12 protein-coding genes and 1 pseudogene are annotated in these 13,642 nt (G+C 36.6%); 1 reads left to right on the forward strand and 12 read right to left on the reverse strand.

The genetic code is table 11. The annotated features are described in order from the left end of the window. Window positions 1-5 precede the first annotated feature (5 nt). The 12 genes and pseudogenes from hisF to BLS20_RS04350 all read right to left on the reverse strand — a co-directional run bounded on the left by hisF (window position 6) and on the right by BLS20_RS04350 (window position 12,323). Window positions 6-767: an imidazole glycerol phosphate synthase subunit HisF gene (gene hisF / locus BLS20_RS04295; RefSeq protein ID WP_090172557.1), complete on the reverse strand. Its 762-nt coding sequence runs from the start codon at window positions 765-767 to the stop codon at window positions 6-8. A gap of 16 nt (window positions 768-783) precedes the next feature. Continuing rightward, window positions 784-1,390: pseudogene (gene hisH, locus BLS20_RS04300) on the reverse strand (imidazole glycerol phosphate synthase subunit HisH). 106 nt (window positions 1,391-1,496) lie between these two features. Further along, window positions 1,497-3,278, reverse strand: coding sequence for a hypothetical protein (locus BLS20_RS04305; protein WP_090172559.1), 1,782 nt, complete (start codon window positions 3,276-3,278; stop codon window positions 1,497-1,499). Window positions 3,279-3,405: 127 nt separating this feature from the next. Then, entirely contained in the window at window positions 3,406-4,302 is an 897-nt protein-coding gene (locus tag BLS20_RS04310) for a chemotaxis protein (RefSeq protein ID WP_090172561.1), read from the reverse strand. A 115-nt stretch (window positions 4,303-4,417) separates the two neighbouring features. After that, on the reverse strand, window positions 4,418-5,194 hold the full coding sequence (locus BLS20_RS04315) for a hypothetical protein (RefSeq protein WP_090172563.1): 777 nt from the start codon (window positions 5,192-5,194) through the stop codon (window positions 4,418-4,420). Between the two features lie 69 nt (window positions 5,195-5,263). Then, window positions 5,264-6,772 (reverse strand): sensor histidine kinase, encoded by a 1,509-nt coding sequence (locus BLS20_RS04320; RefSeq protein ID WP_090172566.1) that lies wholly within the window; start codon window positions 6,770-6,772, stop codon window positions 5,264-5,266. 122 nt (window positions 6,773-6,894) lie between these two features. Beyond that, window positions 6,895-7,572 (reverse strand): response regulator transcription factor, encoded by a 678-nt coding sequence (locus BLS20_RS04325; protein WP_090172568.1) that lies wholly within the window; start codon window positions 7,570-7,572, stop codon window positions 6,895-6,897. Window positions 7,573-7,615: 43 nt separating this feature from the next. Then, entirely contained in the window at window positions 7,616-8,215 is a 600-nt protein-coding gene (locus tag BLS20_RS04330; protein ID WP_090172570.1) for a hypothetical protein, read from the reverse strand. A 51-nt stretch (window positions 8,216-8,266) separates the two neighbouring features. After that, a complete protein-coding gene (locus BLS20_RS04335; protein ID WP_090172572.1) occupies window positions 8,267-8,890 on the reverse strand; it encodes an acetyltransferase in 624 nt (207 codons plus the stop codon). Between the two features lie 176 nt (window positions 8,891-9,066). Beyond that, on the reverse strand, window positions 9,067-10,713 hold the full coding sequence (locus BLS20_RS04340) for a recombinase family protein (protein ID WP_090172574.1): 1,647 nt from the start codon (window positions 10,711-10,713) through the stop codon (window positions 9,067-9,069). Window positions 10,714-11,111: 398 nt separating this feature from the next. After that, the gene (locus BLS20_RS04345) at window positions 11,112-11,726 is read right to left on the reverse strand and encodes a hypothetical protein (RefSeq protein ID WP_090172576.1); all 615 of its coding nucleotides are present in this window, start codon (window positions 11,724-11,726) and stop codon (window positions 11,112-11,114) included. Window positions 11,727-11,807: 81 nt separating this feature from the next. Continuing rightward, window positions 11,808-12,323, reverse strand: coding sequence for a hypothetical protein (locus BLS20_RS04350; RefSeq protein WP_090172578.1), 516 nt, complete (start codon window positions 12,321-12,323; stop codon window positions 11,808-11,810). Between the two features lie 258 nt (window positions 12,324-12,581). Between BLS20_RS04350 and BLS20_RS04355 the strand changes: the two genes are divergently transcribed. Continuing rightward, a complete protein-coding gene (locus BLS20_RS04355) occupies window positions 12,582-13,295 on the forward strand; it encodes a hypothetical protein (RefSeq protein ID WP_090172580.1) in 714 nt (237 codons plus the stop codon). Window positions 13,296-13,642: the final 347 nt, after the last annotated feature.

Genomic DNA, 13,642 nt, shown 5'->3' on the forward strand with positions numbered 1-13,642 from the left:
TCTCCCTACAATCTGACGCTTACGCCTTTTTTCTGTAAATATTTTTTCAGATCATTGATTTCTAGTTCTTTAAAATGGAACAACGAAGCTGCAAGCGCAGCATCCGCTTTTCCGGTTGTTAACGCCTCATAAAAATGATCCATTGTTCCGGCACCTCCCGAAGCAATTACCGGTCCAGATACAATATCCGAAATTTTCGCGGTCAATTCAATATCATATCCGGCTTTTGTACCATCACAATCCATACTGGTTAACAATATCTCCCCGGCTCCTAAACGATCCACCTTCTCGGCCCATTCTAAAGCATCGATTCCGGTATCTATGCGACCACCGTTTTTATATATATTCCAGCCACTTTTGTCTTTTCTTCTTCTAGCATCAATCGCTACAACCACGCACTGACTTCCAAACTTATCCGCAGCCTCTGCAATAAGATTCGGATTGTTAATTGCTGCAGAATTAACCGATACTTTATCTGCTCCTGCTCTAAGAATTTCTTTAAAGTCATCCACTGTTCGAATACCACCTCCAACAGTAAATGGAATAAACACTTTTTGCGCTACCTTTTCAACCATCTTGGTAACGGTTGCGCGATGATCTGAAGATGCTGTAATATCCAAAAAAACCAATTCGTCAGCGCCTGCTTTATCATACGCTGCAGCAATCTCAACCGGATCTCCTGCGTCAATTAGATTTACAAAATTAACGCCCTTTACTACTCTTGCATTATTGACATCAAGACAAGGAATAATTCTTTTTGTAAACATGATTCATGAACCTTTCTTATATATTTGCAAAATTTTTTAAAATGGAAAGACCTATGCTACTGCTTTTTTCCGGATGAAATTGACAAGCAAAAATATTTCCCTGTTCAACAGATGCATCAATCGTAGCATTATACTTACATCTGGCTTTTACAATACTTTCATCATCAGCTGTCAAGTAATAAGAATGAACAAAGTAGACATACGGCTGTTGTGGCAAATCGTGAAAGAGTCTGCCATCATTCATAAGCTCTAAGGAATTCCATCCAATATGCGGAATCTTAAAGCCTTCTTTATCCGGAATCCGCTTAATCGTACCTTTCAATAGTCCAAGGCCTTCAACGCCCTTACTTTCATCACTTCCCTCAAACAATAATTGAAGCCCAAGACAGATTCCAAGAAATGGTTTATTATGATCTACCACTTCTCGAATCACCTTGTCAAGTTCAAAGCGTTTGATTTGTTCCATTGCTGTCCCAAACGAACCAACCCCCCGGCAACACAACGTGATCCGCCGAACATATCTCTTTGGGATCACGGGTCAAAACAGACTCTTCCCCAATATAATCAAATGCCTTTTCCACACTTCTGATATTACCTGCATCATAATCTATGATTGCAATCATACTTTGTCACCTCATTTTTCCCAGAAAAAGCCCAATACACGATATAAAACACATCATTGTATCGGACTTTCCCTAAATTATTTCTTATTCATAAAGAATATCTTATCTAACTGTCATTTTCCACTTTTTTACTGACAAGTCCCAGGCTTTCTACGACTTCATATACCTTATCTGTATATTCTTGTCGATCTGTCAGCGAATAAATCTCCTGTGCCCCTGCTCGATCCAAGCGATAGGTATCGCTTAAGCGTTGCTCTATTTCAGCTTCTACTGTATCATACAAATCACCAATTTCAAGATTATTGGCTTCATCTGCATATTTTTCATAAACCTTAGCACCTCTTAACAACGAATCAAGCGCATCCTCGTATAATTCTTGTTTTTCAAACAGATAGAAATTATCCCGATGTTTACAGATAAATGCCATCAACTGAATCTTACGATAAAGATTTTGTGTCTCTTCATCATTTTCATCAATCTTCATGCCCTCAATATCTTCATAAGCCTGAATATAATCAGCAGCGTAAAAATCCTTTTCTGCTTTAGACAATATTCTCTCAGTTCCGGTAAGATTTGTAAAGACAAATACTAATGCAAAAATAGAAATTCCCAAAATAGCACCTGCAATCAATGGTCCTTTTGGAACAGGCGGAAGCTTTTCCTTCGGCTTTTTTTCTTTCTTCGGTTTCTTTTCCTTTGGCTTCTTTTCTTTTGGCGGTTTTTCCTTCTTCGGCTTCTTTTCTTTTTTCTTCTTTTCCTTTTTATCTTTCTTGTCTTTCTTTCCCTTTTCTTCTTTCTCAGATGACTCTTCACCATCTAACTGTTTCAGAATCTCAAGATTTTCATCTGAAAGATTCGTCATCTGTTCTTCCGGAACTTCTACTTCTTCCTCTTCTTCATCATCGTCATCTCCAAAAAGAATCCGCTTTAATCGATCAAAGAAAGATTCATCCGATTTTTCTTTTTGTTTCTTTTCTTTCTTAGCCTTTTTATCCTTATCTTTCTTTTTCTTCTTTAAGGCTTTCTTCTCTGACTTAGCTTCTTCCACTTCCTGTTTTAACAGATTAGCTGCATCTTCAGCATCATCCGAAGCAGAATCAGGCGTATCCTCCACTTCCTCCTCAGTTTCTTCCGGAGCCAATAAAATATCTTCCTCATCAGCCTTAAGCAAATCACTTAATTCGCTTATTTCTTCATTTTCAGAAAGACCGGACAACAAATCAAGCAATTCCTGTTCATTTTCCTTAGGCAATTCATCTGTCTGCGTTCCATCACCAATATCCTCCGGCATAACCATTCCTTCAGGAAGTTCCATCTCTAGCGCACTTTGTTCTTCTTGCGAATCAGGCGTAGACATTGCGGCTAAATCCGGCTCAGCTGTAGCTTCATCCAAATCGCTTTCATTCTCCGAAATCGCATTTACTTCCAAAGGCATTTCCGGTTCAACTTGTTCTTCCTCACCAAGTACAACCGCATCCGGCACTTCAGTTGCCTTAAATTCTTCACCACGATTTACTTCCTCGATTTCCGGCACCGAATTCTGTTTGGTCTTTTCATCGAGCGCATCTGATGGCATCATATTATCAATATCTTCAAAAAAACTCTTCTCCTGCTCTGATTCTGAAAAATCATTCGGAACAAAAGAGGATTCTGCCTTTCGATTTGGAAACAAATCATCATCTTCAAGCAACTCTTTTTCAAACTCGGAAATAAAGGAATCATCCTCCATATCATCTAGAAGCGGATCGAATTTTGGATTCATATCCGTCAGACTTTCGAGTTCCTTCTCTATTTTTTTGTCATTTAACCCCGATTTAAGATCTAATTCTTCCTTAAAACTGGTTACTGAATTCAACAGACTGTCTAAATAATCCTCGTTCTGACTCACGACATGTCCTCCCACCCACTATTACTCAAAAATAGGACGTGACCAAAATCACGTCCTATGAAAAAACTTGTTTGTTATCATCCTCACCTATACAATTGCTTACAAGTGAGTGATTTCTACGATTGAATTAAAGATTAACCAACTTATCAATTGCTTCTACCAACTGTCCAATCTCCGGTTTTGAAAGCTGTGCATCAGCACCTAATTGTTCACCTTTTCTTCTCATTTCATCATTTACCAATGAAGAGAAAATAACCAAAGGTACCGATTTCAAATCATCATCGCTCTTTACAAGTTTTGTCAAGCGATGTCCATCCATTACCGGCATCTCAATATCGGTAATAATACAAGCTGCATTTTCCTTAATAGTACCTGCTTGCTTATACTGAACAAGTTTATCCCATGCTTCCTTGCCATTACCATTAACATTAAGATTCGTATAACCTGCTTTTTTAAGACAATCTGTAATCATCTTGCTAAGCATTGGAGAATCCTCAGCCAATACAATCGGAACATCCGATCTTTCGCGTTCTCCAAGTTGTTCAATATCAGACATCTTAAGACCTGTCTCAGGCGAAATGTCTGTTACAATCTTCTCGAAATCCAAAATAACAATTAACTTATCCTCAATCTTAATTACACCGGTTGATACACCCTTCTCATTAGCATTAATGGAATGATCCGGCTTAATAATATCGGCCCATGACACTCTATGAATTCCAATCACTTCATCCACATGAAATGCTACATTCAGTTTATTGAAATTCGTAATAATGAAAAGACCTTCAAATGCTTCATCTCCAAGCCCCAGTGAAGTCTTCAAATTAATAACCGTAATCATGGTATCACGCGGCATAAATATGCCTTCCACGCTTGGATGCGGATTCGGAATTGGTGTTACCGGCTGGTATTTTAATATTTCACGAATCTTCGCAACGTTGATGCCATAATGATTATCTCCTAAAGTAAATTCGAGAACTTCCAGCTCATTAGTTCCGTTCTCCAAAAGAATATTTGTATCCATGTGCGCTCTCCTCCCGATAAACAATCTACAATTAGTTAAATTATAGCACAACATTCAAAAAAATAAATTGTTTTTTTGAAAAAAATAGTTCTTTTTTCTCATTTTTAAGTTCTTTTTACTCCAATTCAACCTTTTTCGCAGTATCCTCTACCGTAACCGTTAAATACATAGACTCTATTGACTTAGCTACAGACTTATCCACCTCAAATAAAAGCATGACTTTTTGGCTCTTTCCCGCCTTTATCGTTCCGGAATAAGTAGATAAATCCGACTCCAATAAGGTAGCCTGTGACAAGGTTGTCGTTGAATCATTAATTGTCAACCGAAATCTCGGTCCAATCGATAACGTATCAAGTTCAACTTTCTTACTTGCTTTCGCATTAAACGTCACTTGTACAAATCTTTTATCCGGTGAGGAAGGTTCTGTTGAAAAATAAGACCCCTCTTCCACTGACTTTTTCACTTCATATCCCTTATAAGTAAATGTGATTCCGTCAATTCCCAGTGCATTCTCCAAAGTTGTTGTCTCTAACGAAGAATCCTCTGCAATCTCTTCTGAATCCTCATCGGTCTGTGTTTCTTCTTGCGTTGAAATTCCCGACGAATCATCCCCTTCTGTACTTGGATCAGCCGTCTCTTTCTCCTCTTGTGATGTTTCTTGTGAAGTCTCCTGTGTGGTTTCTTCGCTCTCTTCTTGCGCTTCTTCCTCTTCTTCCGTAGGCGTTGTCAGCCCATCTTCCGCTTTTTTATTATATTTCGAAATCACATGTGCCGAATAAGCTGCTATGGTATCTGCTTCTTCTTCCGTAACGGAAATCATCTCCGTTCCACATCCGGTAAGCATGAACCCCACTGCTGCAATTACGACAAGACATATCCATCTTTTTCTCATCTCTATCACCGTTCCCTCGCGCGAACATTACGCGAAACTTATACTATCAAAAGTATTTTAGCATTTCTGTTATAAAGAAACAACATTTTGCTGTTCTTTTGAACAATCCATTTCGAACCAGAAATTAACGCCGTTTTGCAGGTTTTCCACGCCACATTTTTGACCATGCGAATCCATAATAGCCTTAACAATTGAAAGGCCAATTCCATTTCCTCCATACTCTCTCGTTCGTGCTTTATCTACTTTATAGAATTTTCCCCAGATTCGGTCGATGTCCTCGGGCGGAATACAGCTTCCCGTATTAAACACATTTACTCTGACTTTTTCTGTTCCACCGGTAACCCAAACGCGAATCTTCTTCTCACCAGAAGCATAGTGAATCGCATTGCTCATATAATTTGTAATAACTTCTTCTATCTTGAATTCATCGCCCCATACATAAATCGGATCTTGTTTTTCAAATTCAATCGAAATATTTTCTTGTTTCGCCAAAATATTTGAATTTTGCACTACACCACCAACCAGTTCCATCAGTTCAAAACGCTTCATTTCCACCTGATTTTGTCCAAACTCAAGCTGATTTAAAGTCAAAAGTTTCTTTACAAGTTCGTTCATTTTCGCTGCTTCATCTATAATCACATCGCAATAAAAATCACGATTTTCCTCATCTTCAACACTTTCCTTTAAGCCTTCCGCATATCCTTGAACTAAGGCAATTGGCGTTTTTAATTCGTGTGATACATTGGACAAAAACTCCTTTCGCATCTTATCAATTTCATTTTTCTTATCTATGTCTTTTTGCAATTCCACATTGGCGCTTTTTAGTTCTGCAATCGTTTGCTCTAGCTGATTTGACATATCATTCATATGTTCTCCAAGAACATCTACTTCATTTTTTCTTCTTTGTCTGGAAACATATTTCGCTTCAAAATCAAGCTGCGTCATTTTCTTTGAAAGTTCCGTAAGATATAAAATCGGATCGGTAATTTTCTTTGTTATCAAAAGAACTGCAAATGCTCCGGCCGCGATAGAAATCGCCCCAACAATCAGTAAGAACTGATTGGAAATCAAGACACTTTCTTTAATTCCCTCAAGAGGTGTACGCATCAATATCTGATTTCCATCCTCTAACGTCCCAAACAAGACAATATACTGTTCCTGCAAACGTTCATCTTGTATAACCACCATTCTATAATTCTCGTTTTCGATTATCACATCCGATTCCACCGTACTATCAAACAAAAGCTGTCCAATCTGCGAGCGAATGGTAGAATAATTACTTGCCGATGTTAATACCACATCCCAATCTGAAGTCAATACAGATATTGAAATATTACCATTTGATGCAATTGTCTCAAATGTTGTCTGAAAAGAATTATTATAAAGCGTTCCCTTTTCACAAGCCGTATTAATCTTTTCATAACTTTCCATCAAAAGATTTTGCTTTTTTATGGAATAAAAGGTACTTAAAAACAGCGAATTCAAACACAAGCACAAGACTAATGTTCCTACTACAACCGCGATTATAATAATCAACATTTTCGTTCTGATTGATCCATATTGTTTTTTTCTTATCATATCCACCTAAACCTCTTTCCAGTCTCGCCTGACAAGCTTTTTTCTAAGCGTTTATCTTAATCGCAGATTGCACCCCTACTAAGATAAAAAACTCTGCTCAAAAACTAAGCAGAGTTTACCTGTTACCTCTCACATTCAAACTTATAGCCCATGCCCCAAATGGTCTTGATATAATTTCCTTTATCTCCCATCTTGCTTCTAAGCTTCTTGACATGCGTATCAATCGTTCTTGCATCTCCAAAATAATCGTAATTCCATACATTATTTAAAATCTTTTCTCTTGAAAGCGCAATCCCTTGATTCTTTATAAAATATGTCAATAATTCAAATTCCTTAAAACTTAATTCAACACTTTTCTCATCGATATGAACCGTATGTGCAGCCTGATCTATTACAATGCCGCCAATTTCCAGCTTTTCTTCTTCATCCGGCGATGTTCTTCGAAGAACCGCCTCCACTCTTGCCACCAGAACTTTCGGGCTAAACGGCTTAGAAATATATTCATCTACCCCCAAATCAAACCCTTGCAATTCATCTGTTTCTTCACCCTTGGCCGTTAGCATGATAATCGGGACCTTAGAATGTTCACGAATTTCACTACACACTTCATAACCATTCCTTCTTGGCATCATAATATCTAGAATTATTAAATCAATGTCGTTTTCTCCAAAAAAAATTTCAAGTGCTTCTTCGCCATCTTGTGCTTCTATCACGTCAAAATCATTTCTCACAAGAAAATCACGCACTAACTTACGCATCCTGCTTTCATCATCCACAACAAGAATCTTCTTTTTATCCATAACATATCAACCTTTCTTAGGAATAGCATAGCAATAAAATATGTCAATTCTGTGATTGCGATGAATCAATTCCATACTTTTGTTCGTATTCTTGAATTGCTTTTTCCCGCTCATCAAGCTGCGTCTCCCACTCTTCATATTGGTTGATAATCTGTTCTTTGTAATTAAGAATCGTAACACTATCCGACGTTCCCAAAATCGCAAACATAGCTATCACCATTGCGATTAAAATAAAAACCAGCAATAATACAACGCCAAATCTCCTATGCCATTTTCTAACCTCCGGCGGTTCCTTTTTACTTTTTTCTTCCAAAGTCTTTTCCAAACCGCTTTCTCCTTGCTCTGCCACCTTCGTCTTCACAGGGATATTGTGAATACGTTCCGAAGGAACAGATGGATCATTCACTAAATGTGTCTGCAGTTCTCTTAAAAATTCAAGTCCGACCGGAGTTTCGAACATTTTCTCATCAATCACTTTATTGTAAATCTGTAACACCTTTTCAGGAGCAGCAAATTCAAGCTTCTGCCGAATAAATTTTGCAGCCGCTTGTTCTTTCTTCGCACGTTCATACTCTTGCTGAGTTTCAAACTCGTAACGATTCACTAATAATTTTTGTCCATTTGAACCGTTCTTACCATCCATAACTGTTCATAATCTCCTACAACTACTTAGTTCTATCATAACCTAACCAGGTCAGTTTATCTTTTTTGCCGGTACGCCAATATACGTTCCCGGTTTTGTTAAATGTTCTATCACTACAGCGCCCGCTCCAACCAAACAACGATCGCAAATGTCTAAATTATTCAAGACCGTGGCTCCGATTCCTATCCAGCTATACTTTCCAATATCTACAGTTCCGGCAAGCTTAGCTCCAACCGCAATATGTACATAATCTGATATACGATTATCATGCTCTACTACCGCCGCCGTATTAATAATACATTGTCTGCCGATTCTTGCGCCGGAGTTGATTACCGCATTGGCCATAACAACGCTTCCTTCCCCAATCGTCACATCAACAGATGAAATCTGAGCACTTGGATGGATTGCTGTATAAAAAGACGCTTTCTTACCGGAAAGCTCAAGAGCAATTCTTTCTCTTACTGTATGATTTCCAATTCCAATTACAAAGGAATACTTCTCTATGTATTTCGGAAAATCAGGCACTTTTCCCAATACCGGATAACCGCAAAATTCATCTCCTTGCTCCATTGCATCATCCAAAAATCCCAGAACAATATCTCCTGATTTCTTTACAATATCCGCTATCACTTTTCCATGTCCGCTTGCGCCGATGATTACTACTTCTAAAGCCATACTCCCTCTTCTCCCATCTATTGTTCCCTATGCTTTTTTCATTATACTCAATGTTTAAAACAGGGGCAATCATTTCCTGTACTCAATCCTACGTCAAGACTCGCTCTTAGGCCAGGGCATAATAAATCAGCCGGAGCAAAAACTCCGACTGCATCAAAGTGGACCTCTGTAATAATTCAGCGAACCCCCAAGGCGAAAAAATCTTCATTATCGCCAATCAAACTTTTTAACATAGTATCCGCTATTGGATTACTATTTTGTTCTATATCAAAAGTCTCACCACTAAGAATTTCATCTATCACTTTCCTATTAGCAAGAATATCGTCTAATTCTTCATAGTTAATAGTTCTTCTATCATCTGTATAGAACAAAGTTATGACTATTTTATCATCATACACATATATCTTGTCAATAAGATAATCAAGAACCACAGCCCTTGACGAAGTATCATTCATATCTAGTGCAAAGACATCCAGATATCTAATGACATCCTCTAATTTCAATTTACTTGCTTTACGCAGTTTAGTTCTCTCAATTTCCTCAGATAAAGAATACTTCTGAACCTCAAGTTCATTCATTCTCTGACTTGTCGTTTCATTAAAAATACCTTGTTCAATAGCTTTCATTATATTATTCAGTTTTTTATCTATATCTGCTATTGATGCTTTCAAAGCATTCTCACAACTTTCAAAATCTTCAGATTGATTTTCGTGATACTCATAACATTTTTGAGCTATGGATAATCTAATAGTGCTATCTTGAATCAATTCTGATAAAAAGAATAATACATAAGCCTCTAATTTTTCTTTTCTTATATTCTTTTTACTGCAATGATCTTTCTTCTTTCTATGATTATTACAACTGTAATAATAGTAAAGATTTCCTTGCTTTGAAGTTCCACTCATGCCATGCAAATGATCACCACAATAACCACAAACAAGCTTATCAGTTAGCCAATAATCGACTATTGTATTATTATCATCCGAAGCATACTTTTTTCTCTCCCCACCACGCTTATTCTTTTTCAGCATCTTTTGCACTTGAAAAAATAACTCGTCATCAATAATACGGGGCATCCCACCAGCAATAGAAGTATCACCTATATGATATTCACCAATATAGCTAGTATTCGTTAGAATCCTATGAACAGAATTAATAGTCATATCTTTATTACGAACACTTTTTATCCCTGACGAATTCAGAGAATCGACGATTGTCTTCATAGGTACTCCATTCGCGTAGTCATTATATATCTTTCTAACTATCGGAGCCTTCTCTTCATCAATCTCATATTTAGAATCAGGTTTACCTTTATACCCGAATATTGTTCTCCCCCAATACAAACAATTTTCCTGCGCAAATTCAATTCCTCTTAGTACATTCTTAGCATGTTGAATAGCAAACTGAGCCGCCATAGCTTGGTATAATGATTCCATAATTACCGCAGAGCCTTCATCATTTTCTGGAATATACTCTGCCACATAAACAGTTTTCACCCCAGCTGCTCTAAGTGCATTTTTTATAATAGGACCATCATACTGATCACGCGACAATCTATCTGTCTTCCATAAAATTAGATATGCTGGTCGAAGTCTTACAACTTCTCTAAGCATCAATTGAAGTTGTGGTCGGTCATATCGAGTTCCGCTCATGGCTGGTTCAGCATATTCTTTTATAATAGTTAAATCATGCTTTTGAGCATATTCTATTGCAGCCTTTCTTTGCTGATCTATAGAAGTATCCTTTTGAGCACTAGAACTGTATCTATAATATGCAATTGCAGTATTACCTGGGTTTTGAGTAAACCTTTTTGCTCTAGCCAATTAAAATCACCACCATTCATATATTTTTTTCGGGCTATCCCCGCTAAGAAGGCGGGCACCCTGCCCTCAATCTGATATGTGTGTAAATGACACATCAATGGGTCATGTTATGTTGAAATTGCGTCATCACAAATGCTATATTTGCGAGGTTTTTTTTCATAATTTACACATGATGTAAGTGTCTACACACAAATAACATCATATAAAGCCCTTGGTGTGTAAATTGCAAAGCCCGATACACCAAGGGAATTCTCCATCTTGTACCATTTTTGTGCGGTCCTACGCTGTAGAATAAAAAGGGCATAAGGTGGGACGACACATCACTCCGTTCTTGCTCGGCATAGCCGAGGTCCCACTCCAGCAGAATTCGCTTCGCTTATTCAACAATAAGTCTTGAGTTAACCAACCTCTTCTATATAATTACCAGTTATTATTTTACCCCGAATCATTTGTTTTAATATAGATTGTTTAATCCTTACTAACGCATTTGTTACTGAATTCCTACAGTAAAATTCAGTTTCCTTTCGAAAACCTCTACTAGTTTTAATGCAAATCGGTACATATCCGCAAATGTTCTTATTAATAATACTGACATCAGCTGGCTTTCCAGTCACAGGGCGAGTTTGCTGTATTCCATATTTTTTCCAAAGACGAAAGTGTCCTTTGTAAGTTTCACGTTCTTCATCATCACAATAATCGCCAACCTGCGAAATTATTGTTTCTAGAACAATATCATTAACCTGCTCTTCTGATAAATTATATATACCTAGACATTCGATATCACGAAGATATGGTTCAAGTGCATTTCTAATTATTTCATTTTCCCTGATTCTTATCTCAGATATATCCTCTTTTTCATCTTGACTACTTGCGACAGCGTTAATATTATCTGTTTCTATTTTGTAAAAATAATCAAAAGGGTCCTCTTCTTTTCTTGGGACAGAGTTTCCCCAATCTTCTGGATGATATTCTAGTCCAACGCGAATCTTTTTCTCCTCATAATCAAAGCTCATATTTTTTCCTTTCCATACTGATGACTAGCCAATGCCAGTCACCAATACTATTCATCTATAATTTCACCTCAATTGCTATAGTTAAACAACTTTTACCAAGACACCTCTACGTCTATCAAACTCACTATAATACCTTTTCATTTCAATACCTTTAAGTGTCTTAGGAAGTTTCGGAATATCATCATTTAAAGGCCACCTGCACTGATCTTCCTTAAATACCCATTTTTTATCCTCGCATAATTCAAGATACATCAACAGCGCATGTTTAAATTGTGCTTTGGTATCAAAAGAATATTCAGAAAATCTATTGCAATACATCTTATAAACAAAATAAATCAAAGCCATGGGAATTTTATTAAGTTCAGAGGTTTCTTCAAGGAAAGAATCCATAAAATCCCCAAAAGCAGCTTCGCATCGAAGCTCCTTAGCGGATTTCCCCTGAACAGCAGAATCATTATTAAGCGCATATATTACGTCTTCAATCATTGTATTCAATTTAGCATTAGCTTCATTAGATTCTTTCTGATACTTACGCATTGCCCTTATTACCGATTTATGGGACTGAAACAATTTAGAATTTATAGTTTTTGTATTCATAAAATCAACTCCTCCTTCTGAGCATTTTCTTAAATCTGTACAAATCATATTTCAATCGATATACCGTGTTCTATGCTTTGAGTATATCACCAGTTATATAAAAGTAAAGGTTTTTATTTACATTTTTAACTACATTTGTATATCAAAATTTCCAAAATCTATCTTGACTTTTTCGCGTAAAATCGATATTTTTAGTAATATAAACGTTTGCAATCATTTATGCTTGTCAATGGTATGTAGTTAAAATCAGGAGAAAAAATGAAAAATATAGAAAAAGATGAAAAAATAAAAATCGGTCATGAAGCTTACCTATTACCTGTAACTTTCGAAGACGAATCTCAAGAGCTATATAAAGCAAGTGAGATATACTCTTTAGCTGAAAAACGTTTCGAGTTAGAACCAATAAGAAAGAAGCAAAAATCAAATAGCCAAATACGTAAAAACGTAATGATGCATATTACAAGATCACTCGCAAAATACAAAGTTGAAATTCACAACAAAGGTGAAGAACGACGCCCTCTCCTGTACTATCCAAAAGAAGCCGTAAAAGAATATCTAGAGAATAATACTGAATACTTCTTAAAAATAAAAGCACTCCGCCAAGAAGAACTAACAGATACAGACATAAGAAGATACGAATCTATCACCAAAACCCACTATGCTCATCTATTAGCAGAAAGAGATGAAGCACTTAAGCTTATTGACGAATATGAAAACTATCAATCATATGAAAATACACCAATAGAAGACATACCTGAAGATGCCCTAAAAGAACAACTGGTTGAATGGGTGACTGCTTCAATTATTAGACAATATATAATAAATAACCTAATTGAAATCGATGTTAACGCAATAAAAAGGGATGTTGATCTCTTATATGACAGAGATAAAAACGACGATAATTCAGAATACGCCAAATTTGCAGCTGCAAGAATAGCAAGAATGGATTCTTATTGGAAACCTCGTCACTAAAATATGAGACCTCAATATTTACATCTCATATTTTTGTTCACGCAAATCACAGCGTAAAATAAAGGATTTTGAACAATTGTCTCATATGCTCACTTTTTCGAAAGAACTTTTTAAGTATTATTCAATTTATAATCTTACCATTTTTATATTTTTATTTTTTCTATATATAAATATAAAAATATATGAGCATATGAGACAAATATAAAAAATCCCTGTGTTTACAATATTTATTAACGTACCAGATATTTTTTGAATGATTATTCTTGCCTATTTGGTACAAGCATCCTGTAACATCCGGACATTGGTTCCTGCATTATTCGGACGTTAGTTCTTATAACATCCGGACA

Origin of the sequence: Eubacterium oxidoreducens (assembly GCF_900104415.1) — a bacterium.
Taxonomy (GTDB): domain Bacteria; phylum Bacillota; class Clostridia; order Lachnospirales; family Lachnospiraceae; genus Eubacterium_C; species Eubacterium_C oxidoreducens.

Excerpts from the sequence above, each read along its gene's own strand:
- hisF (WP_090172557.1), bottom strand. The coding sequence starts at position 767 with ATGTTTACAAAAAGAATTATTCCTTGTCTTGATGTCAATAATGCAAGA.
- BLS20_RS04310 (WP_090172561.1), bottom strand. The coding sequence starts at position 4,302 with ATGGATACAAATATTCTTTTGGAGAACGGAACTAATGAGCTGGAAGTT.
- BLS20_RS04315 (WP_090172563.1), bottom strand. The coding sequence starts at position 5,194 with ATGAGAAAAAGATGGATATGTCTTGTCGTAATTGCAGCAGTGGGGTTC.
- BLS20_RS04320 (WP_090172566.1), bottom strand. The coding sequence starts at position 6,772 with ATGATAAGAAAAAAACAATATGGATCAATCAGAACGAAAATGTTGATT.
- BLS20_RS04325 (WP_090172568.1), bottom strand. The coding sequence starts at position 7,572 with ATGGATAAAAAGAAGATTCTTGTTGTGGATGATGAAAGCAGGATGCGT.
- BLS20_RS04330 (WP_090172570.1), bottom strand. The coding sequence starts at position 8,215 with ATGGATGGTAAGAACGGTTCAAATGGACAAAAATTATTAGTGAATCGT.
- BLS20_RS04335 (WP_090172572.1), bottom strand. The coding sequence starts at position 8,890 with ATGGCTTTAGAAGTAGTAATCATCGGCGCAAGCGGACATGGAAAAGTG.
- BLS20_RS04345 (WP_090172576.1), bottom strand. The coding sequence starts at position 11,726 with ATGAGCTTTGATTATGAGGAGAAAAAGATTCGCGTTGGACTAGAATAT.
- BLS20_RS04350 (WP_090172578.1), bottom strand. The coding sequence starts at position 12,323 with ATGAATACAAAAACTATAAATTCTAAATTGTTTCAGTCCCATAAATCG.
- BLS20_RS04355 (WP_090172580.1), top strand. The coding sequence starts at position 12,582 with ATGAAAAATATAGAAAAAGATGAAAAAATAAAAATCGGTCATGAAGCT.